15 protein-coding genes and 1 pseudogene are annotated in these 22092 nt (G+C 70.6%); 13 read left to right on the forward strand and 3 right to left on the reverse strand.

The genetic code is table 11. The annotated features are described in order from the left end of the window. Window positions 1-383: 383 nt before the first annotated feature. From leuS to holA, 9 genes and pseudogenes are all read left to right on the forward strand, one after another. Entirely contained in the window at window positions 384-3254 is a 2871-nt protein-coding gene (leuS, locus tag PV679_RS01810; RefSeq protein ID WP_319678381.1) for a leucine--tRNA ligase, read from the forward strand. Window positions 3255-3399: 145 nt separating this feature from the next. Further along, window positions 3400-4152 (forward strand): hypothetical protein, encoded by a 753-nt coding sequence (locus PV679_RS01815; protein ID WP_319678382.1) that lies wholly within the window; start codon window positions 3400-3402, stop codon window positions 4150-4152. A gap of 226 nt (window positions 4153-4378) precedes the next feature. Further along, a complete protein-coding gene (locus tag PV679_RS01820; protein WP_319678383.1) occupies window positions 4379-5224 on the forward strand; it encodes a DegV family protein in 846 nt (281 codons plus the stop codon). A 656-nt stretch (window positions 5225-5880) separates the two neighbouring features. Then, the gene (locus PV679_RS01825; protein ID WP_319678384.1) at window positions 5881-6558 is read left to right on the forward strand and encodes a ComEA family DNA-binding protein; all 678 of its coding nucleotides are present in this window, start codon (window positions 5881-5883) and stop codon (window positions 6556-6558) included. Further along, window positions 6555-9071: pseudogene (locus tag PV679_RS01830) on the forward strand (ComEC/Rec2 family competence protein); the annotation flags it as partial. The gene PV679_RS01825 and the pseudogene PV679_RS01830, both read left to right, overlap by 4 nt. A gap of 143 nt (window positions 9072-9214) precedes the next feature. Continuing rightward, on the forward strand, window positions 9215-9532 hold the full coding sequence (locus tag PV679_RS01835) for an arylamine N-acetyltransferase (protein ID WP_319678514.1): 318 nt from the start codon (window positions 9215-9217) through the stop codon (window positions 9530-9532). Between the two features lie 145 nt (window positions 9533-9677). After that, a complete protein-coding gene (locus tag PV679_RS01840; RefSeq protein ID WP_319678385.1) occupies window positions 9678-10562 on the forward strand; it encodes a YceI family protein in 885 nt (294 codons plus the stop codon). Between the two features lie 133 nt (window positions 10563-10695). Continuing rightward, on the forward strand, window positions 10696-10941 hold the full coding sequence (locus PV679_RS01845; protein WP_319678386.1) for a hypothetical protein: 246 nt from the start codon (window positions 10696-10698) through the stop codon (window positions 10939-10941). Between the two features lie 193 nt (window positions 10942-11134). Further along, a complete protein-coding gene (gene holA / locus PV679_RS01850; protein ID WP_319678387.1) occupies window positions 11135-12121 on the forward strand; it encodes a DNA polymerase III subunit delta in 987 nt (328 codons plus the stop codon). A gap of 348 nt (window positions 12122-12469) precedes the next feature. Here holA and rpsT read toward each other — a convergent pair whose 3' ends face one another. Beyond that, entirely contained in the window at window positions 12470-12736 is a 267-nt protein-coding gene (rpsT, locus tag PV679_RS01855) for a 30S ribosomal protein S20 (RefSeq protein WP_319678388.1), read from the reverse strand. Window positions 12737-12939: 203 nt separating this feature from the next. Here rpsT and lepA point away from each other — a divergent pair, with 203 nt between their 5' ends. Beyond that, window positions 12940-14811 carry a translation elongation factor 4 gene (lepA, locus tag PV679_RS01860; RefSeq protein WP_319678389.1) on the forward strand — a complete coding sequence of 624 codons (1872 nt, stop codon included), beginning with the start codon at window positions 12940-12942 and terminating at the stop codon, window positions 14809-14811. A gap of 280 nt (window positions 14812-15091) precedes the next feature. After that, window positions 15092-16981, forward strand: a complete 1890-nt coding sequence (locus PV679_RS01865; protein WP_319678390.1) for a long-chain fatty acid--CoA ligase — start codon at window positions 15092-15094, stop codon at window positions 16979-16981. 59 nt (window positions 16982-17040) lie between these two features. Here PV679_RS01865 and PV679_RS01870 read toward each other — a convergent pair whose 3' ends face one another. After that, the gene (locus PV679_RS01870) at window positions 17041-17625 is read right to left on the reverse strand and encodes a two-component system response regulator (RefSeq protein ID WP_319678391.1); all 585 of its coding nucleotides are present in this window, start codon (window positions 17623-17625) and stop codon (window positions 17041-17043) included. Between the two features lie 340 nt (window positions 17626-17965). Here PV679_RS01870 and PV679_RS01875 point away from each other — a divergent pair, with 340 nt between their 5' ends. Together PV679_RS01875 and hemW are read left to right on the forward strand one after the other, a co-directional pair. Further along, the gene (locus PV679_RS01875) at window positions 17966-19912 is read left to right on the forward strand and encodes an ATP-binding SpoIIE family protein phosphatase (RefSeq protein ID WP_319678392.1); all 1947 of its coding nucleotides are present in this window, start codon (window positions 17966-17968) and stop codon (window positions 19910-19912) included. Between the two features lie 39 nt (window positions 19913-19951). After that, complete coding sequence (gene hemW / locus PV679_RS01880; protein WP_319678393.1) at window positions 19952-21184, forward strand: radical SAM family heme chaperone HemW; 1233 nt, start codon at window positions 19952-19954, stop codon at window positions 21182-21184. A 43-nt stretch (window positions 21185-21227) separates the two neighbouring features. On the opposite strand, the gene PV679_RS01885 is transcribed toward hemW, so the two are convergent. After that, window positions 21228-22049, reverse strand: coding sequence for a DUF3097 domain-containing protein (locus PV679_RS01885; protein ID WP_319678394.1), 822 nt, complete (start codon window positions 22047-22049; stop codon window positions 21228-21230). Window positions 22050-22092: the final 43 nt, after the last annotated feature.

A 22092-nucleotide genomic window follows, 5' to 3' on the forward strand; every position in this document is an offset into this window, starting at 1 on the left:
CGTTGCCGCATGCTAAGTCGAGCCAATCCAAGCCAGTACCCGGTTTGCAGGTTTACCCGGAGGAACGTGAGACAGGCGACTCTGGGCTTGCCCCGGATAGGGTCGATACGCGGAGTAAGGCGGTGCCCCGGGACCATGGGCGGACCACGCGAGCCGCTCGGCCGCCGCCGTGGACGCTCCGTGCGGGTCGTCCGGACGCTGCGGTACCCTGACGCCATGCGTGCCGTACGCCTTCTGCTTGGCGGGCCGCGCTGACAGTCCCGACGGATGAGAGATCCGGTCGGCACCGGCGCGGCGTCCCCTCCTGTGTGAGGGGCTTTTTCATTCGCTGAACGGCACAGCCGAATCCGCCGGCAGAGACGATCGATGGAGCCTTAGAGGATATGAGCGAGACGAATTCCGCTGCCGCCGAGCCGGCCGCGCCGCACCGCTACACGGCCGCCATGGCCGCTGACATCGAGGCACGCTGGCAGGACTTCTGGGACGCCGAGGGCACGTACGAGGCGCCGAATCCCACCGGCGACCTGGCCGGTGACCCGGTCCTGGCCGCGAAGCCCAAGAAGTTCATCATGGACATGTTCCCGTATCCCTCCGGGACCGGTCTGCATGTCGGGCATCCGCTGGGCTATATCGCCACCGATGTGTTCGCCCGCCATCAGCGCATGACCGGCCACAACGTCCTGCACACGCTGGGCTTCGACGCCTTCGGCCTGCCCGCCGAGCAGTACGCCGTGCAGACCGGCACGCATCCTCGGAGCTCCACCGAGGCCAATATGGAGAACATGAAGGTCCAGCTCCGCCGGCTGGGTCTGGGCCACGACAAGCGCCGCTCCTTCGCGACGATCGACCCGGACTACTACAAGTGGACGCAGTGGATCTTCGTACAGATCTTCAACTCCTGGTACGACAAGGACGCCGACCGGGCCCGCCCGATCAGCGAGCTGGTGGCGCAGTTCGAGAGCGGCGAGCGCGCGACGCCGGACGGGCGCCCCTGGAGCGCGCTGGACGCGGCCGAGCGCGCCGACATCCTGGGCGAGTACCGGCTGGCGTACGCCTCGGACGCGCCCGTCAACTGGTCTCCGGGCCTGGGCACCGTCCTGGCCAATGAGGAAGTCACCGCGGACGGGCGCTCCGAGCGCGGTAACTTCCCGGTGTTCAAGGCCAAGCTGCGCCAGTGGAACATGCGCATCACCGCCTATGCCGACCGGCTGCTGGACGATCTGGACGCGCTGGACTGGCCGGAGGCGATCAAGCTCCAGCAGCGCAACTGGATCGGACGGAGCGAAGGCGCGCGGGTCGACTTCCCGGTCGGTGACGCGGGCGCCATCACCGTGTTCACCACTCGTCAGGACACCTTGTTCGGTGCCACGTACATGGTGCTGGCGCCGGAGCACGAGCTGGTCGAGAAGATCGTCCCGAGCGCCTGGCCCGAGTCCACGCACGACGTATGGACGGGCGGTCACGCGACTCCCGCCGAGGCTGTCGGCGCGTACCGCAAGCAGGCCGCGTCGAAGTCCGACGTCGAGCGGCAGGCCGAGGCCAAGGACAAGACCGGTGTGTTCACCGGCGCTTATGCCACCAATCCGGTCAGCGGCGAGCGGGTGCCCGTCTTCATCGCCGACTATGTGCTGATGGGATACGGCACCGGCGCGATCATGGCCGTCCCGGCACACGACAGCCGTGACTTCGCGTTCGCCCGCGCCTTCGAGCTGCCGATGCGCTGTGTCGTCGAGCCGACGGACGGCCGGTCCACCGATCCCGCCGAGTGGGACGACGCGTTCGGCTCGTACGACGCGCGCATCGTCAACTCCACCGGGACGGACATCTCGCTGGACGGCCTGGGTGTCGTCGACGCCAAGGCGAGGATCACCGAGTGGCTGGCGGCGCGCGGTATCGGCGAGGGCACGGTCAACTTCCGGCTGCGCGACTGGCTGTTCAGCCGCCAGCGCTACTGGGGCGAGCCCTTCCCGATCGTGTACGACGAGGACGGCATCGCGCACGCGCTGCCCGAGTCGATGCTGCCGCTGGAACTGCCGGAGGTGGAGGACTACTCGCCGCGTACGTTCGACCCGGACGACGCGGACACGCAGCCCGAGACCCCGCTGTCGCGGAACGCGGACTGGGTCAATGTCGAGCTGGACCTGGGCGACGGCGTCAAGCGCTACCGCCGGGAGACCAACACCATGCCGAACTGGGCCGGTTCGTGCTGGTACGAGCTGCGCTATCTGGACCCGCACAACAGCGAGAAGCTGGTCGATCCGGCCATCGAGCAGTACTGGATGGGCCCGCGCGAGGGTCAGCCGCACGGCGGTGTCGATCTGTACGTGGGCGGCGCCGAGCACGCGGTACTGCACCTGCTGTACGCGCGCTTCTGGTCCAAGGTGCTGTTCGACCTGGGGCACATCTCGTCGGTCGAGCCGTTCCACAAGCTGTACAACCAGGGCATGATCCAGGCGTTCGTCTACCGCGACAGCCGTGGGATCGCCGTGCCGGCCACCGAGGTGGAAGAGCGCGACGGCGGATACTGGTACCAGGGCGAGAAGGTCAGCCGGGTCCTGGGCAAGATGGGCAAGTCCCTGAAGAACGCCGTCACTCCCGACGAGATCTGCGCCGAGTACGGCGCGGACACGCTGCGGCTGTACGAGATGGCGATGGGCCCGCTGGATGTCTCGCGGCCGTGGGACACGCGTGCGGTGGTGGGACAGTACCGGCTGCTCCAGCGGCTGTGGCGCAATGTCGTCGACGAGACGACCGGCGAGGTCACCGTCGTGGACACCGAGCCCGGCGAGGACACGCTGCGCGCGCTGCACAAGGCGATCGACGGAGTCACGCAGGACATGGCGGCGATGCGCTTCAACACCGCCATCGCCAAGGTCACCGAGCTGAACAACCATCTGACCAAGACGGGCGGGCCGGTCTCGCGGGCGGTGGCCGAGCCGCTCGTACTGCTGATCGCGCCGCTGGCTCCGCACATCGCCGAGGAGCTGTGGCGCAGGCTGGGCCACTCCGGCTCGGTCGTGCACCAGGACTTCCCGGTCGCGGACCCGGCGTATGTCGTCGACGAGGCCGTGACCTGCGTGGTGCAGATCAAGGGCAAGGTCAAGGCGCGGCTGGAGGTCTCTCCGTCGATTTCGGACGAGGAGCTGGAGGCGCTGGCGCTGGGTGACGCGGCGGTGGTGGCGGCGCTCGACGGCGCGGGCATCCGGAAGGTGATCGTGCGGGCACCCAAGCTGGTGAACATCGTTCCCGCGTAGATCCTCACGCGGCTCCTGAGCGCCGGGCGCCGGTTCGCGGGCATCCGGGCTCTTTCCGGCGGGCAGGTTGAAGGTTCTACGGAACCCTTCGCCTGCCCGCTCCGTTTACGGTGGAAGAAGCACAGTCGACGACGAAGGGGCGCTTATGGAAGCCGCGATCCTGATCCTGGCGCTGCTCTTCGTCGTATTCGTGGGGCTCGGGGTGTACGCGGGCGTCAAGGCGATCGGTGCCGCGAAGCGTGGCGTGGACCGTACGATCTCGCAGGCGCGCCGTACGGTCGAGGACACGACGCTGCGGGCGAGAAGCCTCGGGCAGGTCGGTGTCGCGGGCGAGCTGGCGCAGCTCCGGCTGAAGCTGCGGACCTCGATGCGCTCCACGCAGGAGGCGCTCCAGGCCGGTTCGGCCGAGGACGCGTCGCTGGCGGAGTCGGTCAGTCTCTTCCAGCGGCTGAGCGCGCACGGCCGTGAGCTGGACGACGAGCTGAGACAGCTTGAGCGGGAGCCGGACCGGGCCAGGGTCGCCGAGCGCCTTCAGGAACTGCGGGAGCGCACGGAGCGGATCACGCGTTCGGCGGACTCACTGCGCTGGGCGGCGCGCGACCGGGCGCGCAAATTCGCGGAGGACGATCTGTCGTCGCTGAGCGCGCAGATCGATGTGGAGTCCGGCGCGCTGCGCCACTGGTCGACGGCGGAACCGGAGCCCGAGCGGGAGGCGCCGTGGCCGGAGCCCGAGGCGGACCGGGCGGAGAAGCCGGGGCCGACGGTCACCGACCAGGTATGGCCCGAGCCGCCGCCGGCCGCCGGGCCGCAGGCGATCGAGCCGTCCGATCCGCAGCGGCGGACGGCGTATCCCTGGCAGAAGCCGCCCAGACAGGCGAGGCCGGAGACCACGAACTGACGACCGCGCGGCGCGAAGGCCGGCAGGCGCTGTAGGACTTCGCCGCGCGCGGCACCACATCCCGGCCCGCGATGTCACACGGCGTGTGTGCTGGTGAGGCGACGCGTCGGCGAACAGGCAGAGAACGGGCGGAACGGATCAGTATCCGACGCGGGTCGGGACTGAATCGATCATTGGGGCGGGGCCGGGCTGCCGACCGGGGGCAACGACAGGTAACCTCCCGGTCATGTCCCGCCATGTCGCGATCGTCACCGATTCCACGGCCTACCTGCCGCCGCCGACGATGCGGCGGCATGCCATCACCGCCGTGCCGCTGACCGTTGTGCTCGGCGACCGCGCGCTGGAGGAGGGCACCGAGATCTCGGCCCGTTCGCTGGCCGTGGCACTCCAGAAGCGACGCTCCGTGACCACGTCACGCCCGGCTCCCGAGGTCTTCGCGGCCGCGTACCGGGCGGCGGCCGAAGGCGGTGCGACCGGAATCATCTCACTGCATCTGTCGGCCGAGTTCTCCGGGACGTACGACGCCGCGGTGCTCGCGGCGAAGGACGCGCCGGTACCGGTACGGGTGGTGGACACCGGCATGGTGGCGATGGCGCTGGGTTTCTGCGCTCTGGCCGCCGCCGAGGTGGCGGAGGCGGACGGCACGCTGGACGAGGCGGTGGCCGCCGCGGAGAAGCGGGCCGCGGACACCTCGGCGTACTTCTACGTCGACACGCTGGACTATCTGCGCCGGGGCGGCCGGATCGGCGCGACACAGGCGCTGCTGGGCTCGGCGCTCGCGGTGAAGCCGCTGCTGCAACTGGACGGCGGGCGTATCGAGCTGCTGGAGAAGGTACGTACGGCGTCGAAGGCGATCGCGCGGCTGGAGGAGATCGTCGCCGAACGTGCGGGCACTCGGCGGGTGGACATCGCCGTGCACCATCTCGCGGCGCCGGAGCGGGCCGCGACGCTCGCCGAGCGGCTGCGCGAGCGGGTGCCGGGCCTGGCGGATCTGCATGTCAGCGAGGTCGGCGCGGTGATCGGGGCGCACACGGGGCCGGGGCTGCTGGGAGCGGTGATCTCGCCGCGCTGACGGTCCTGAGGGATGGTGACGGTCCTGAGGGATGGTGACGGTCCGGAGGGATGGTGACGGTCCGGAGTCGCGGTGACGGTCGGGTCCGCGGGTGCTGACTCTCACGGGCGCTGGCTGTCTGGCGTTGGCTGTCTGACATTGGCTCTCTGGCATTGGTTCTCTGGTGTTGGCTCTCGTTCGGGTGACGAAGTTGTCCACAACCAGCGGGTTATCCACGGAAAATGGGCCTGTTCGGCGAGGTCGGGCGGATGTGCCTACCGTTTCGTGGCATGGCTCTTCGAACACGCTCAGCAACCAGTGGCCCGGGCCGTGCTCCGGGATCCGACGGCCGCGGCCGTCATGGCCGCGCTCGCCGGGGCACTGTCCGGACCGGCCGGGGTCCGGCGCTGTCGTACGCCGTGGGCCGCGCCGGCGGTACGACAGGCGCGACGACCGCTGCTCCGGCGACCGTGACTCCAGTGCCCGCTGCTCCGGCGACCGCTGCTCCGACAAACGCTGCTCCGACAACCGCGCGAAGCCGCGCGGAGGCTCTTTTCTCCGGTGCTCCGGCGGCGGGCCGTCCCGCCGACGCGCCGGCCGACGTGGACACGGTCTCTCTCGGCGCAGGAGACGCGGCCGGCGGGACGGGCCGACGGCGGGAGCGGCTGGGTCCGGCGGTGCGTGAGCGTCTGCCGATGTGGGTCATGCTGAGATGCGGCCTGGAGCCCAGGACGCTCGCCGCGCTCGCCGTCGTCCTGGTGGTGGCCGCGGTCCTGGCGGCCCAGCATTTCTGGACCGCGCGTCCGCAAGCCGTCAGCGCACCGGAGCCGGTCCGCGCGGCGAGCGTTGTCCCGGAATCCTCGCCGTCGGCGGAGCTGAAGCGTGTCGTGGTGGATGTGGGCGGGAAGGTGCGGCGGCCTGGCGTGCTGCGGCTGCCGGCCGGATCACGGGTCGCCGACGCGCTGCGCGCGGCCGGAGGGGTCAAGCCTGGTGCGGACCTCACCGGACTCAACAGGGCGCGGGTGCTGATGGACGGCGAACAGGTGGTGGTCGGAGGTCCGGCGCCACCGGGGTCGGGCGCGGGCGGCAGTGCCAGTGGTGGCGGCAGCGTCAGCGGTGTCAGCGGAGGCAGTGGTGTCGGTGGTGGTGGCGCGCAGGGTGCCGGGCCGGTGAGCCTTAACTCCGGCACGGTGGAACAGTTCGACACGCTTCCTGGGGTCGGTCCGGTGCTTGCCCGCCGCATCATCGACTACCGCACCCAGCGGGGAGGCTTTCGGTCCATCGGTGAGCTCCGCGAGGTCAACGGCATCGGCGAGCGCAGGTTCGCGGACCTTGAGCCTCTCGTACGCCCATGACGCGCGCCGAGGTCCACGCGGCTTCGGCCCACCGCCTGGGGGCCGCCCATCCGCGTCAGGAGGCTCCCGCGGATCTGCGCCTGGTCCCGCCCGCGCTGGCGGCATGGGCCGCGGCGGCTCTGGCGCTGGGCGCTCCGGGACGCTGGATCCTGGCCGCCGTGGCGGCCTGCCTTCTGGCGGCCGGGCTGCTCCTGGCACGCGGTGCGCGCCTCAGGAGACGGCGGCGCGAAGACATCTCCGCGGACCGCCGGGCCGCCGACCGGGCCGTCCGGAGGCGGCTCAACGGCACCGCGGTCGCCACGGCGCTGCTGTGCGCCGCCGCCGGAGCGGCGTCCGCCGGGTGGCACGGGGCCGATACACGCCGGGGACCGGTGCCGGAGCTCGCGGAGCGGTACGCGCGGGTCACCGTGGAGCTGACGGTCACCTCCGATCCGCGTCCCGTCCGTCCCAGGGTCCACGGGAACAGGATGACCGGCGGCGGCTTTGTCCTCGACGCCGACATCACCCGGGTGACGGCGCCCGACGGCGAGGTCACCACGGTCCGGACGCCGGTCCTCCTGCTCGCCGCGCCCGGCAAGCACTCCGGCCGGTGGCAGCGACTGCTGCCCTCCACCAGGCTGCGGGCGACCGGCAGACTTTCGCCGCCGTCGTACGAGGACGACCGCTACGCCGCGGCATTACGGATGGAGGGCGTCGGGCCGCCGTGCGTCACCGGGCCGCCGACCCGGGTGCAGCGGACGGCCGGAGCACTCCGCGCCGGACTGCGCGAGGCGACCGACAGACTCGAACCGGATGCCCGCGCGCTTCTTCCCGGCCTGGTCGTCGGTGACACCTCGCGAGTGCCGCCCGAGCTGCACGACGCGTTCAAGGCGACCGACCTCACTCATCTGCTGGCCGTGTCCGGCAGCAACCTGACCGTGGTGCTCGCTCTGCTGATCGGGCCGCCGGGGCTGGCCATCAGAGCCGAGCGGCGCGGGCTCGCGCCGCGGCTGGGGATCTCGCTGCGGTCGACCGCGCTGCTCGGCGGGGCGCTCACGCTCGTGTTCGTGATCGTCTGCCGGCCGGAGCCCAGTGTGCTGCGGGCCGCGGCCTGCGGGCTGATCACTCTCCTCGCCATCGGCACGGGCCGTCGCAGGTCACTGCTGCCCGCGCTGGCCGCCGCTGTACTGCTGCTGGTGCTCTACGACCCGTGGCTGAGCCGCGGTTACGGCTTTCTGCTCTCCGTACTGGCCACCGGCGCCCTCCTCACCGTCGGACCGAGATGGAGCGCCGCGCTGCGGCGGCGCGGAGTGCCACCGCGGCTCGCTGAGGTCCTGGCCGCGGCGGGAGCGGCGCAAGCCGTCTGCGCCCCTGTGGTGGCCGTGTTCGCGTCCAGGGTCAGCCTGGTGGCCGTCCCGTGCAATCTCTTCGCCGAGGTGGCGGTGGCGCCCGCCACGGTCCTCGGTTTCGCCGCACTCGCCACGGCGCCGGCGACGCTGCCCGTGGCTGAGGTGCTGGCCAGATGCGCGGGCTGGCCGGCGGGCTGGATCGCGTCCGTCGCCCGCCGTGGCGCGGCACTGCCGGGTGCGGAGATCTCCTGGCCCGGCGGCTGGTGGGGTGGGCTGCTGCTCGGGGTCCTGACGGTTCTTGTCCTGCTCGCCGGCCGATGGCTGCCGCGCCATCCCTGGACGGCCGCCGCGTGTGCGGTACTTCTGCTGCTCGCGGTCCTTCGGCCTCCTTCGATCGCCCGGATCGTCACCGGATGGCCGCCGCCGGGATGGTCGCTGGCGATGTGTGACGTCGGCCAGGGCGACGCCGTCGTGCTGTCGGCCGGTGAGGGTACGGCGGTGGTCGTGGACGCCGGTCCCGATCCTGAACCGGCCGATCGCTGTCTGCGCGATCTCGGCGTCACCCGTGTCCCGCTACTGCTGCTCACCCACTTCCACGCCGACCATGTCGCCGGGCTGCCCGGTGTGCTGCGCGGCAGGTCGGTCGGCGCGATCCAGACGACGACCTTGGAAGAGCCGCCGGAGCAGCGCGCGTTCGTACGAAGGACCGCCGCCGCGGCGCGGATCCCTGTCATCCGCGCGAGGCCGGGAGAGCAGCGGCGGATCGGGCCGCTCACCTGGCGGGTCCTGTGGCCGGGAGCAGAGCCGGGAGCGGTCACCGGAGAGGTGAACAACTCCAGCGTCACCCTGTTCGTACGTATCGCCCGAGGTCCCACGTTGCTGCTGCTGGGCGATCTCGAACCCATTGCTCAGCAGGGGCTGTTGCGCGACTGGCCGGCACTGCCGCCGGTCGATGTGCTCAAAGTCGCTCATCACGGTTCCTCCTTCCAGGATCCGGGACTGCTCCGTGGCGCCCGCGCTCGGCTCGCGCTGATCTCGGTGGGCAGCGACAACTCGTACGGCCACCCCTCGTCCCGGACCGTCGACGCGCTTCGCGCCGGAGGAGCGGTGGTGCTGCGTACGGACACGGACGGCGCGATCGCGGTGACGGGAGCCGGGCGCGGGCTGGCGGCGGTGCCGCGTGGTCGGGTGCGGTCCCGGGGCGGTCAACGAAGATCGAGCAGGCCGAGCAGATCGAGCAGATCGAGCAGGCCGACGCGACCGAGCAGACCGCGGAGACAGGGCCATGGCCCGGCGCCGGACATATCGTCGCGGCACCCGGCGGCGATCTGGACGTCCGCCGGGACGGCGAGGCGCGGTACCGTCTCGAAACGCGGACCCGGGTTCTGGCCGACTTCGAGGCGGGAGCCTGGTACCACCGCACGTCGCCGCGCTCGCACTTCACTGTCTCGCTCGTCTGCTCGCTGCTCACCGACGACGGCCGCGTCACTCTCAGCGGAGACAGACTTGTCACCACGGTGCACAACGGCCGCCGGGAGTGGCTGCTGGTCGGTGAGGAGGAGATGCCGGCCGTCTGTCGAGAGCGTCTCGGGTTGTGGCTCGGCCGAGTGCCTGTGCTTCGAACGCCTTTCAGTAACGGCGTGTAGTAGCCGAGTTCGCTACCTGTCGGTACGTTTGCCACGAACACGGCAAGGGTGATCGAATGCCTATTCGTCATGGGCCGCCGCCCCGACGAAGATGTCCTGCCGTGCGCGGCCCCGCAAAGCCCGATCGCACAGGGGTACGTAGCGCATGATCAGCCGCCTGCTCGGCCGACGGACGGCCGCTCACGAGGGTAGTTATCAACTGGTCGGGCTGTCCGTGCCGCCTGGCGCGGGTCTGCTGAGCTGCCGTGTCCTCGACCCGGTCGGCGAGCCTGTCGGACAGGCCGAGTTCACGGTGAGCGACAGCAACGGTCGCAAGATCGTGAGCGGTGAGACCGATCCCTTCGGCATGATCGTGGCGATGGTCCCGGTCGGGGAGTACCGGCTGGCCATCTCGGCCGACAGCTTCAGTCCGCACCGCGGCAACGCGTCGGTCACCGAGGGCGGGCAGCACTCCGACCTCGGGAACATCACGCTCCAGATCGCGCCCTCGCTTCCGCTGCCGGTCCCCGGTGAGTGGGAGATCGAACCGGCCCACTCCCGGATCGGCTTCATAGCGCGTCACATCGGACTCGCGCGTGTGCACGGCCGGTTCGACAACTTCGCCGGCGCGATCCGGATCGGCGAGACGATGGAGCAGACGGCGATGCATGTCGTCATCGGTGCCGCGTCGATCGACACCAGCGTGCAGATGCGCGACGACCATCTGCGGTCCGCCGACTTCCTCGATGTGGCCAACTATCCGACGCTGGAGTTCTACAGCGACCGTTTCGCGCACCGGGGCGGCAACAACTGGGCGATCACCGGAGCGCTCACTCTCCACGGTGTCACCCGCACGATCACTCTCGACGCCCAGTACCTCGGCATCGGCAACGGTATGGAGGGCGAGACCCGCGCGGCCGTCCGTGCCACCACCGAACTGCACCGCGAGGACTACACCGTCAACTGGCAGTCGATGCTGGCGCGGGGCATCGCGGTCGTCGGCTCCAGCATCAAGATCGAGATGGATATCCAGATCGTCCCCAAGAGCTGACACCGGCCACTTCCCGAAGCCGAGCGCCGGAAGCCGAGCGCCGGAAGCCGAGCGCCGGAAGCCGAGGCCGGAAGCCGAGCGCCTGAAGCCGAGCGCGCGAAGCCGGACTCCGGGCGCCTGGAAGAATGCCGCCGTGAGCGATGTGAGACATGTGCTGGTGCTGCCCGACCGCGATGCCGCGGAAGAGGTGGCAGCGGCCCTCGGCGAGGAGTTCGCGGTGGCCGAGGAGCCGCTGCTGATACGCGACGCTCTCGCCGGCGAGGACGACGCCGAGGACGCCCAGTGGCTGGTCGTCCTGGAGGATCCGGAGGCGCGGATCGACGGCGCGGCTCTGGACGCGTTCGTCGCGGGCTGGGAAGGCTGGCGGGAAGCGCCCTGAGCGCCGCGGCGGCGCCGTCGGACATCTCGGTGTCCTGTCACCCGGCGGCGTCCTGTCACCCGGCGGCGCGCGCGGTGCCGTCGACCGCGGCTTCGTGCTCCGTTCGCCTCCAGGTGCTGGTGCCGCTGTCGACGGCCGAACCCCTGCCGACGCCGACCTCGGCTGTCGGTGGCCCGTGCGATGCTGGACCGCGATGGCCACCAGAAAGACTTCCTCCGACGATCTCCTCGCTCCGCTGACGCTCGCCGTGGGCCAGGAGGATCTGCTGCTCGACCGCGCCGTGCGGCAGGTGGTGGCGGCCGCCCGCGCCGCCGACGCCGACACGGACGTGCGCGACCTGACCTCCGACCAGCTTCAGCCCGGCACCCTCGCCGAGCTGACCAGCCCCTCGCTCTTCGCGGAGCGCAAGGTCGTCGTCGTACGGAACGCGCACGACCTCTCGGCCGACACGATCAAGGACGTCAAGGCGTATCTCGACGCTCCCGCCGAGGAGATCACGCTCGTCCTGCTGCATGCCGGCGGAGCCAAGGGCAAGGGCCTGCTGGACGCCGCGCGCAAGGCGGGCGCCCGGGAGGTCGCCTGTCCGAAGACGACCAAGCCCGCCGAGCGGCTCACCTTCGTACGTTCCGAATTCCGCGCGCTCGGCCGCTCGGCCACGCCGGAGGCATGCCAGGCCCTGGTCGACTCGATCGGCAGCGATCTCCGGGAGCTGGCGAGCGCCGTGTCGCAGCTCGTCGCGGACATCGAGGGCACGATCGACGAGGCCGTCGTCGCCCGCTACTACACGGGCCGCGCCGAGGCATCCAGCTTCACCGTCGCCGACCGGGCCGTGGAGGGCCGGGCGGCCGACGCCCTCGAAGCGCTGCGCTGGTCGCTGTCGACCGGAGTGGCCCCGGTGCTGATCACCAGCGCGCTGGCCCAGGGAGTACGCGCCATCGGGAAGCTCTCGTCCGCCCGTGGCGGCCGGCCCGCCGATCTCGCCCGGGAGCTGGGGATGCCGCCATGGAAGATTGACCGGGTGCGCCAGCAGATGCGCGGCTGGACTCCGGACGGTGTGGCGGCGGCGCTGCGGGCCGTCGCCGAGGCCGACGCGGGTGTCAAGGGCGGCGGCGACGACCCGGAGTACGCACTGGAGAAGGCGGTCGTCGCCATCGTGCGCGCGGCCCGCTCCGGCCACTGAGCGGCGCCGTCCCGTCATCCCGGGCCCGCGCTCGCACCGCGTCCCGCTCGCACCGCGTCCCGCTCGCACCGCGTCCCGCTCGCACCGCGTCCCGCTCGCACCGCGTCCCGCTCGCACCGCGTCCCGCTCGCACCGCGTCCCGCTCACACCGCGTCCCGCGCACGCCGTACCCGGGAAAGCCGAAGGCCCCGGCGCGTCCTGGGAAAGGACGGCACCGGGGCCTTGGCGTAACCCGGGTGAACTCGCACCCGCGTGGCGAACGCAGTCGCGTGCGAGTTCGGAGATGCCGGTCAGGAGCGGTAGAGAGGGCCCGCTGAGTCCCGTCCGGCGATCAAATCAAGAGAGCGCTCAGCCCTGGAGGGTGGCAACCTTGGCGGCCAGCGCCGACTTCTTGTTGGCGGCGGCGTTCTTGTGGATGACACCCTTCGAGGCAGCCTTGTCGAGCTTGCGGGACGCCTCACGAGCGGCCACGGTGGCCTTCTCGACGTCACCGGCGGCAGCGGCCTCACGGGCCTTGCGGATCGCGGTCTTGAGCGACGACTTGACAGCCTTGTTGCGCAGGCGTGCCTTCTCGTTCGTCTTGTTCCGCTTGATCTGGGACTTGATGTTCGCCACGAAAGAGCCTTTTCAGGTTCGATGATCTCTGACTGAGCCGTCCCGTACCGAGACGGCACGAGACACAGCTGTTCAGGCTACCAGTGACCTTCCGACCGTCCCAAACCGGGCGCAGTCCCGCACCCGTGGGACGATGGAGCCTACGTATCGATCCGAGTCGACCCGAGACGAGACGCCGCGCGTCTCAAGAATCAGGACCCTGCGTGCCCGCGACCCCTATCCACGTGCCCGAGCCGAGCCGTACGGACCCGGCGCTGCTCCGCAACTTCTGCATCATCGCGCACATCGACCACGGCAAGTCGACGCTCGCCGACCGGATGCTCCAGCTCACCGGAGTCGTCGATTCGCGGCAGATGCGCGCTCAGTACCTCGACCGGATGGACATCGAGCGCGAGCGTGGCATCACGATCAAGTCCCAGGCGGTCCGGCTGCCCTGGGCGCCCAACACGGGTGAGGGCCAGGGCAAGACCCATATCCTCAATATGATCGACACGCCGGGCCACGTGGACTTCACCTATGAGGTGTCCCGTTCGCTGGCGGCCTGTGAGGGCACCGTCCTGCTGGTCGACGCCGCCCAGGGCATCGAGGCGCAGACCCTCGCCAATCTCTATCTGGCGATGGAGAACGACCTCACCATCGTCCCGGTCCTCAACAAGATCGACCTGCCGGCCGCCCAGCCGGAGAAGTTCTCCGAGGAACTGGCCAACCTCATCGGCTGCCAGCCGGAGGACGTCCTCAAGGTCTCGGCGAAGACCGGCGTCGGTGTGGACGTACTGCTCGACCGGGTGGTCGCGGACGTTCCGTCGCCGGTGGGCGTCGAGGACGCTCCCGCCCGCGCGATGATCTTCGACTCCGTCTATGACTCCTACCGTGGTGTCGTCACGTATGTACGAGTCATCGACGGTCAGCTCAACAAGCGTGAGCGCATCCGGATGATGTCCACCGGCGCCACGCACGAGCTGCTGGAGATCGGCACGAACTCTCCGGAGATGCTCCCGGCGGACGGTCTGGGCGTCGGCGAGGTCGGCTATCTGATCACGGGTGTGAAGGACGTCCGCCAGTCCAAGGTCGGTGACACGATCACCACGCTCACCAAGGGCGCGACCGAGGCGCTCGGCGGCTACAAGGATCCCAAGCCGATGGTGTTCTCCGGCCTCTATCCGCTGGACGGCTCGGACTATCCCGAGCTGCGTGACGCTCTCGACAAGCTCCAGCTCAATGACGCGGCCCTGGTCTACGAACCGGAGACCTCCGCGGCCCTCGGCTTCGGTTTCCGCGTCGGCTTCCTCGGCCTGCTGCACCTGGACGTGATCCGGGAGCGGCTGGAGCGCGAGTTCGGCCTCGACCTGATCGCGACCGCGCCCAATGTGGTCTACCGCGTGATCATGGAGGACGGCAAAGAGCACACCGTCACCAACCCGAGCGAATTTCCCGAAGGCAAGATCGACGCGGTGTACGAGCCGGTCGTACGGGCCACGATCCTCGCGCCGAGCGAGTTCATCGGCTCGATCATGGAGCTGTGCCAGACCCGGCGCGGCACGCTGCTCGGCATGGACTACCTCTCCGAGGACCGGGTCGAGATCCGCTACACGCTGCCGCTCGCCGAGATCGTCTTCGACTTCTTCGACCAGCTCAAGTCCAAGACCCGTGGATACGCCTCGCTCGACTACGAGCCCACGGGTGAGCAGACCGCCCAGCTCGTCAAGGTCGACATCCTGCTGCACGGCGACAAGGTCGACGCCTTCTCCGCCATCACGCACCGGGACCAGGCGTACGCGTACGGCGTGCGGCTCGTCGCCAAGCTGCGCGAGCTGATTCCGCGCCAGGCCTTCGAGGTGCCCATCCAGGCCGCCATCGGCTCCCGGGTCATCGCCCGCGAGACGATCCGCGCCATCCGCAAGGACGTTCTCGCCAAGTGCTACGGCGGTGACATCTCCCGGAAGCGGAAGCTGCTGGAGAAGCAGAAGGAGGGCAAGAAGCGGATGAAGATGGTCGGCAGCGTCGAGGTCCCTCAGGAGGCATTCATCGCGGTGCTCTCCAGCGACGAATCCGGCGGCGGCAAGACAAAGAAGTAGCACGGGACGCACAAGAAGCAGCGCGGGACGAAGAGGCGGGAAGCAGACGGAAAAGGGCGACGAAGCGGGTCGCCGCACCGGACGGGCCCCACGCTGTGGCGTGGAGGCCCGTCCGTGGTTGATGGGGCGAATTCGTTTTGAAGCGGCGCGTCGCTGCCTCTTACGCGCCGGCCGGGTGGCCTCTAGTCTGATCACTGCTCGGTAGTTACTCGCCAGTTAGTTACTCGCCAGTCACACAACCAGTCAGTCACGCAGCGCTGCCGCGGGCCCGGAGGATGTCGTGAGCGACACACAGAACTTGATCGAGAACCGGCCGCCGTCCGTCGCGGCCCTCTTCATTGAGCGCGTGGCGGCCACGCCGGACGCGGAGGCCTACCGCTATCCCGTACCGCCGGCCTCGGGCCAGGGCCCGGACGAGTGGCGCTCACTGAGCTGGGGACAGGCCGCCGAGCGAGTGTTCGCCGTGGCCGGCGGGCTGATCGAGCTGGGTGTACGGCCCGAGGAGCGGGTCGCGCTCGCCTGCGCCACCCGCGTCGAATGGATCCTCGCCGACCTCGGTGTGATGTGCGCCGGCGCCGCGACCACCACGGTCTATCCGTCGACCAATACGGAGGAGTCCGCGTACATCCTCGCCGACTCCGAGAGCCGGGTGCTGTTCGCGGAGGACGCCGCCCAGCTCGCCAAGGCGCGTGAGTGCCGGGCCGAACTGCCGAACCTCGCTCATGTCGTGGTGATCGACGCCGACGACGCGCGGCCCGCCGAGGGCGATCCGGACGGCTGGGTGCTCTCGCTCGCCGATCTGGAGGCGCGCGGGACGGCCTATCTGGCGGAGAATCCCGAGGCGGTCAAGGAGCGGGTCGGAGCCATCACCGCCGACCAGCTCGCCACTCTGATCTACACCTCCGGGACCACCGGCCGGCCCAAGGGAGTACGGCTGCCGCACGACAGTTGGTCGTACATGGCCAAGGCCATCGCCGCGACCGGGCTGGTCACCGGCGAGGATGTGCAGTACCTGTGGCTGCCGCTCGCCCATGTCTTCGGCAAGGTGCTGACCTCCGGACAGATCGAGGTCGGACATGTCACCGCGGTCGACGGCCGTGTGGACAAGATCATCGAGAATCTTCCGGTGGTCCGGCCGACCTATATGGCCGCCGTGCCGCGGATCTTCGAGAAGGTCTACAACGGCGTCGCCGCCAAGGCGCGGGCCGGCGGCCCGGCCAAGTACAAGATCTTCCAGTGGGCGGCCGAGGTCGCCCGCGAATACGCCAAGGTCTCGCAGGACAACTTCCGCCGTACGGGCAACGCGTCCGTGCCGTTCGCACTCGGAGCCCGGCACAAGGCCGCCGATGTGCTGGTCTTCGCCAAGCTGCGGGAGGCCTTCGGCGGCCGGCTGCGCGCCGCGGTCTCCGGGTCCGCCGCGCTCGCGCCCGACATCGGCTACTTCTTCTCCGGCGCCGGGATCCATGTCCTGGAGGGCTACGGCCTGACGGAGTCCAGCGCCGCGAGCTTCGTCAACCCCGGTGAGGCGTACCGCACGGGCACGGTCGGCAAGCCGCTGCCCGGTACCGAGGTGCGCATCGCCGACGACGGCGAGATCCTGCTGCGCAGCCCCGGGATCATGTCGGGCTACCACGGACTGCCCGAGAAGACCGCGGAAGTCCTGGAGCCCGACGGCTGGTTCCACACCGGAGACATCGGCGAGCTGTCCGTCGACGGTTATCTGCGGATCACCGACCGCAAGAAGGACCTGATCAAGACGTCCGGCGGCAAGTACATCGCGCCGGCCGAGGTCGAGGGACAGTTCAAGGCGGTGTGCCCGTTCGTCTCCAACATCCTGGTGCACGGCGCGGACCGGAATTTCTGTACGGCGCTGATCGCGCTCGACGAGCCGACGATCCTCGGCTGGGCGGCGGAGAACGGCATGGCGGGCAAGCCGTACGCCGACGTGGTCGCCTCCGCGGCGGCCGAGCAGCTCATCGACGGCTATGTGAAGCGCCTCAACGCGGGCCTCCAGCGCTGGCAGACCATCAAGAGGTTCCGGCTGCTGCCGCGCGATCTGGACATCGAGCACGGTGAGCTGACGCCGAGCCTCAAGCTCAAGAGGCCGGTCGTGGAGCGTGAGTACAAGTATCTGATCGAGGAGATGTACCAGGGCTCCCGGGAGTCCTGAGCCGGACGGCGGCGCGGACGACCGCGCGCGGCCGGGGCGCCGTCCCGTACCGGCTCGGCCTATTTGTCCCGGCCCCGGAGCAGTTCGTCCAGCGCGTCCTCGATCCGCGCCAACTGGCCGCCGAGTACGGCGAGTTCGTTCGGGCCGCCGCGCCGTAACTCCTCCTCGATCGAGGAGAGCCGGTCGGCGATCTGTCCCAGACACTCCTGCTCCCGCGCCAGCATCCGCTCCAACTGGCGGTTCTTCCGGTGCAGATCGAGGAAGACGCTGACCTTGGCGCGCAGGACCCAGGGATCGAACGGCTTGGTCAGAAAGTCCGCCGCGCCCGTCGCGTATCCGCGGAAGGCGTAACCGCTGTCGGAGTCGGGGCCGTTCAGGAAGATGATGGGTGTGTCCTTGGCCCGGTCGAGGCGTTTGATCCGGGAAGCCGTCTCGAAACCGTCCATGCCGGGCATACGGACATCCAGCAGGACCACCGCGAACGGCTGCCGCAGCAGGGCCCGCATCGCCTCCTCGCCGGAACGCGCCCTCACCAGCGGCTCGTCGAGAGACGCCAGGACCGATTCGAGCGCGACGAGATTGTCCTCCATGTCATCGACGAGAAGGATGCTCGCGTGATCCATGGTGGCTGTCTTCCCGCTCATTCCGGTCTCTCCTTGTCCGGCCCCTGATTCGGCCAGGGGGCAAGAATCCTCTGTTCGGAGCCATTTCGCACGCCGTTCCGGCGGTTTGGCCCCGTGTCTCGCGGGCTGGTCACCGTGCTCGGCGGCGGCCTCGGTCCGCGACGGACATACGTCACTTCTTCCGGACACCGCGCGCCCCGCATTCCGGGCGGACGGCGCTCCTTTCCAAACACGCCCGGCGAGCGCCCGCCGTCTGTCACTCTGTCGGGATCGTAAGCGGCACATCGCCACAACTGGATCAGGAGCCGCAGTGGGGCCCATTCCGATCCCGCGTGAATCCCGTCACCGTCCGGCATCGCAGGTGCCGTTACGGAGGGAAACGCGGTCCACGTCACGTACCAGCCTGCCCGGCAATCCGCTCGCCCCGTCCGCCGCGCGCCGCTTCGCGCGCGCGGCGCTGGCGGACTGGACCAGTCTCGGGCTCCTCGCCACCTGCACCTTCTGCCGTGGCGACGGTGGCTGTCCACCGGGCAGGCACAGCACCGATCTGCTCGCGGAGGACGCGGTGGTGATCGTCAGCGAACTCGTCACCAACGCGGTCGTACACGCCGGTACCACCGTCGAGCTGCTCTGCCGCCTGGAGGACCCGGAGGAAGGCCCGGCGGAGGAGGACCACGAGCCGGCCGCGCTCGTCCTGGAGGTGTCCGACCACCATCCGGGGCGGGCCATCCAGAGCGACGCGCGGGGACAGGCGCCGTCCGGCACTCCCGAGTACGGCCGCGGTCTCGAACTCGTCGCCGCGCTCGCCGAACGCTGGGGCATCACCTATCGCTCCGGGCTCAAGACCGTCTGGGCGCGGCTGCCGCTCGAAGGACGGGACGCGGGCGCGGGCCAGGGCGCGGAGCCGGCGCTGCGCCGAGGACTGCGCGCCGCCGAGATACTCGCTCCCGCCACCCGGCGCACCGTGCGCGACGATCCGGAATGGGCCGGCCGGGGCGCGCTGTCCTTCCTCGCCGAGGCGTCCGAACTGCTCTCCGGGCAGCTCGACGAGGACCTGGTCGCCGCACTCGCGGGCCAGCTCCTGGTGCCACGGCTCGCCGAGTGGTGCGCGGTCTGGCTGGACGGCGAGAACGCGCAGACCGGCGCCGCACCTCGGCTCGCGCGTGTCTGGCACGCCGACGAGTCGCGGATCGAGTCGCTGCGCGCGGTCCTGGAGCAGGAGCCGCCGCGGCTGCCGGACCCGCCGCGCGGCGGGCCGGTCCGCGTGCCCTGGCCCGGCGTCCGCGACCCGGGTGACCCGGCTCCGGGCGGCGGTGCCGGCGGAGTGGCTCTCGCCTGCCGGCTGCTCGCCAACGGACGCAGCCTCGGCACGCTGATGCTGGGCCGGCCGGGACAGACCGGTGTGCCCGACGAAGTGACCGCACTCATCGAGGACTTCGCCCGCCGGGTGGCGCTGGCCGTGGGCGCCGCCCGCCGCTACGCCCGCCAGGCCACCATCAGCCGGGTCCTCCAGCGCGGACTGCTGCCCAGCCAGGTCGCCCGGATACCGCGTGTCGCCAGCTCCCTGGTGTACGAGCCGAGCGATCACGGTCTCGCGGGCGGCGACTTCTACGACGTCTTTCCGTGCCCGCCCGGCGACCGCTGGTGCTTCATGCTCGGCGATGTCCAGGGCAGCGGTCCCGAAGCCGCCGTCGTCACCGGCCTCGCCCGTCCCTGGCTGCGGCTGCTCGCCCGCGAGGGCTACCGCGTCGGCGCCGTACTCGACCGTCTCAACCGGCTGCTTCTCGACGACGCGACGGAGGCGGCCGAATCGGCGTCGCCGCTGGTCGCGCCGGCCGTCGGCCAGGCACTGCCGGGCGTCGCGACCGCGCCGTCCGAGGGCGGCCAGTCCCGCTTCCTGTCGCTGCTGTACGGCGAGCTGATGCCGCTGCCCGGCACCGAAGGCCGGATACGGTGCACCCTCGCGAGCGCCGGTCATCCGCTGCCGCTGCTGCTGCGGCCCGACGGGACCGTACGGACCGCCGCGGACCCGCAGCTCCTGCTCGGAGTCGTCGAGAAGGTGGCGTACGAGAGCAGCACCTTCGACCTGGAGCCCGGCGACACGCTGCTCTGTGTCACCGACGGAGTCACCGAGCGGCGCTCCGGCGCCCGGATGCTGGACGACGGCGACGGGCTCGCACGAGCCCTGGCGGGATGTGTGGGACTGACGGCGCAGGGTGTCGCGGAGCGGATACGGCGGGCCGTGCACGAGTTCGCCGAGACACCGCCGGAGGACGATGTGGCGCTGCTGGTGTTCCAGGCCGAGTGACGCGGACGGCTCACCTGCCGCGTACGGGACAATGGGGGCATGCCTTCCGCACTGCCCGACGGTGACCCCATGCCCGAGACCGGAGAGCTGCCCCGGCACGCCCTGGAGGGCGCGACGGACCGGCCACTCGGCTTCTATCTGCACGTTCCGTACTGCGCGACCCGCTGCGGTTACTGCGACTTCAACACGTACACGGCGACCGAGCTGCGCGGCTCCGGCGGCGTGCTGGCCTCCCGCGACAACTACGCCGAGACGCTCGCCGACGAGGTCCGGCTGGCCAGGAAGGTGCTGGGCGACGACCCGAGGCCGGTCCGTACGGTGTTCGTCGGCGGCGGTACGCCGACGCTGCTGGCCGCCGGGGATCTGGTACGGATGCTGGGCACGATCCGTGCGGAGTTCGGGCTCGCGGACGACGCGGAGATCACCACGGAGGCCAATCCGGAATCGGTGGATCCGGCGTATCTGGAGGCACTGCGGGAGGGCGGCTTCAACCGCATCTCCTTCGGGATGCAGAGCGCGAAGCAGCATGTGCTGAAGGTGCTGGACCGTACGCACACTCCGGGCCGGCCCGAAGCGTGTGTCGCGGAGGCCCGCGCGGCCGGCTTCGAGCATGTGAACCTCGATCTGATCTACGGCACGCCGGGAGAGAGCGACGACGACTGGCGGGAGTCACTCGCCGCCGCGATCGGGGCGGGGCCGGACCATGTCTCGGCATACGCGCTGATCGTGGAGGAGGGCACCCAGCTCGCCCGCCGCATCCGGCGCGGCGAGGTGCCGATGACGGACGACGACGAGCACGCGGACCGTTATCTGATCGCGGACTCCGTGCTCGCGCGGGCGGGCTACTCCTGGTACGAGGTGTCCAACTGGGCCACCTCGGAGGCGGCCCGCTGTCTGCACAACGAGCTGTACTGGCGCGGCGCGGACTGGTGGGGCGCGGGTCCCGGAGCCCACAGCCATGTCGGCGGTGTGCGCTGGTGGAACGTCAAACATCCCGGCGCGTACGCGGCGGCGCTGGCCCAGGGCCGCTCACCGGGCGCGGGCCGGGAGATCCTCACCGCGGAGGACCGCCGGGTGGAACGCGTCCTGCTGGAGCTGCGGCTGTCGGACGGCTGCGAACTGTCGCTGCTGGCGCCGGCGGGGCTGGCGGCGGCGGGCCGGGCCGTGACGGACGGACTGCTGGAGCCGGAGCCCTTCGCGGCGGGACGCGCGGTGCTGACGCTGCGCGGCCGGCTGCTGGCGGACGCGGTGGTCAGGGACCTGGTGGACTGAGGCACTTCCGGCGCGGACGCGGTGCGGTCGCGCCGGACAGGCCCTACGCCACGGGCTCCGTGACAAAGTCGATCAGCCGTTCCACCGATCCCAGCAGCGCGGGCTCCAGGTCCCTGTACGAGTGGACGCGGGACAGGATGTGCTGCCAGGCCGCGCCGGTGTTCTCCGGCCAGCCCAGCGCCCGGCAGACGCCCGTCTTCCAGTCCTCACCGCGCGGTACGGACGGCCAGGCCGGGATCGCCACGGCGGACGGCTTCACCGCCTCCCAGACATCGATGTACGGATGGCCCACCACCAGCACGTCCGGACCCGTCACCTGAGCGGCGATCCCGGACTCCTTGGACCCGGGCACCAAGTGGTCGACCAGCACGCCGAGCCGGGCACCGGGCGCCGGGCCGAACTCCGCGACGACGGAGCGGAGGTCGTCCACGCCTTCCAGATACTCCACGACCACGCCCTCGACGCGCAGATCGTCGCCCCACACCTTCTCGACCAGCTCCGCGTCGTGCCGGCCCTCGACATAGATGCGTCCCGCCCTGGCCACGCGCGCGCGGGCGCCGGGCACGGCGACCGAGCCGGAAGCCGTCCGGGCCGGCCGCGCCGGTCCGGACGCCGACGGCCGGACCAGGGTCACCACGCGGCCCTCCAGCAGGAATCCGCGCTCCACCAGCGGGAAGACCCGGTGTTTGCCGAAGCGGTCCTCCAGTGTGACCGTCGGTCCCTCGGCGGTCTTCTCACAGCGGATCACCGCGCCGCAGAAGCCCGTCGACACCTCCTCGACCACCAGATCGGGTTCCGCCGGGACCTCGGGCGCGGGCGTGGAGCGTTTCCACGGCGGCGTCAGATCGGGGTTGTAGCTGCGCATTCGACAGACGATAGGCGCACCGGCGGCCAAGAGCTGTCCCCTT

The sequence above is a fragment of the Streptomyces sp. AK02-01A genome (assembly GCF_033795305.1).
Classification (GTDB): domain Bacteria; phylum Actinomycetota; class Actinomycetes; order Streptomycetales; family Streptomycetaceae; genus Streptomyces.

Coding starts and splice junctions, on each gene's coding strand:
- leuS (WP_319678381.1), top strand. CDS start 384: ATGAGCGAGACGAATTCCGCTGCCGCCGAGCCGGCCGCGCCGCACCGC.
- holA (WP_319678387.1), top strand. CDS start 11,135: ATGGCCACCAGAAAGACTTCCTCCGACGATCTCCTCGCTCCGCTGACG.
- PV679_RS01815 (WP_319678382.1), top strand. CDS start 3,400: ATGGAAGCCGCGATCCTGATCCTGGCGCTGCTCTTCGTCGTATTCGTG.
- PV679_RS01840 (WP_319678385.1), top strand. CDS start 9,678: ATGATCAGCCGCCTGCTCGGCCGACGGACGGCCGCTCACGAGGGTAGT.
- hemW (WP_319678393.1), top strand. CDS start 19,952: ATGCCTTCCGCACTGCCCGACGGTGACCCCATGCCCGAGACCGGAGAG.
- PV679_RS01820 (WP_319678383.1), top strand. CDS start 4,379: ATGTCCCGCCATGTCGCGATCGTCACCGATTCCACGGCCTACCTGCCG.
- PV679_RS01885 (WP_319678394.1), bottom strand. CDS start 22,049: ATGCGCAGCTACAACCCCGATCTGACGCCGCCGTGGAAACGCTCCACG.
- PV679_RS01870 (WP_319678391.1), bottom strand. CDS start 17,625: ATGAGCGGGAAGACAGCCACCATGGATCACGCGAGCATCCTTCTCGTC.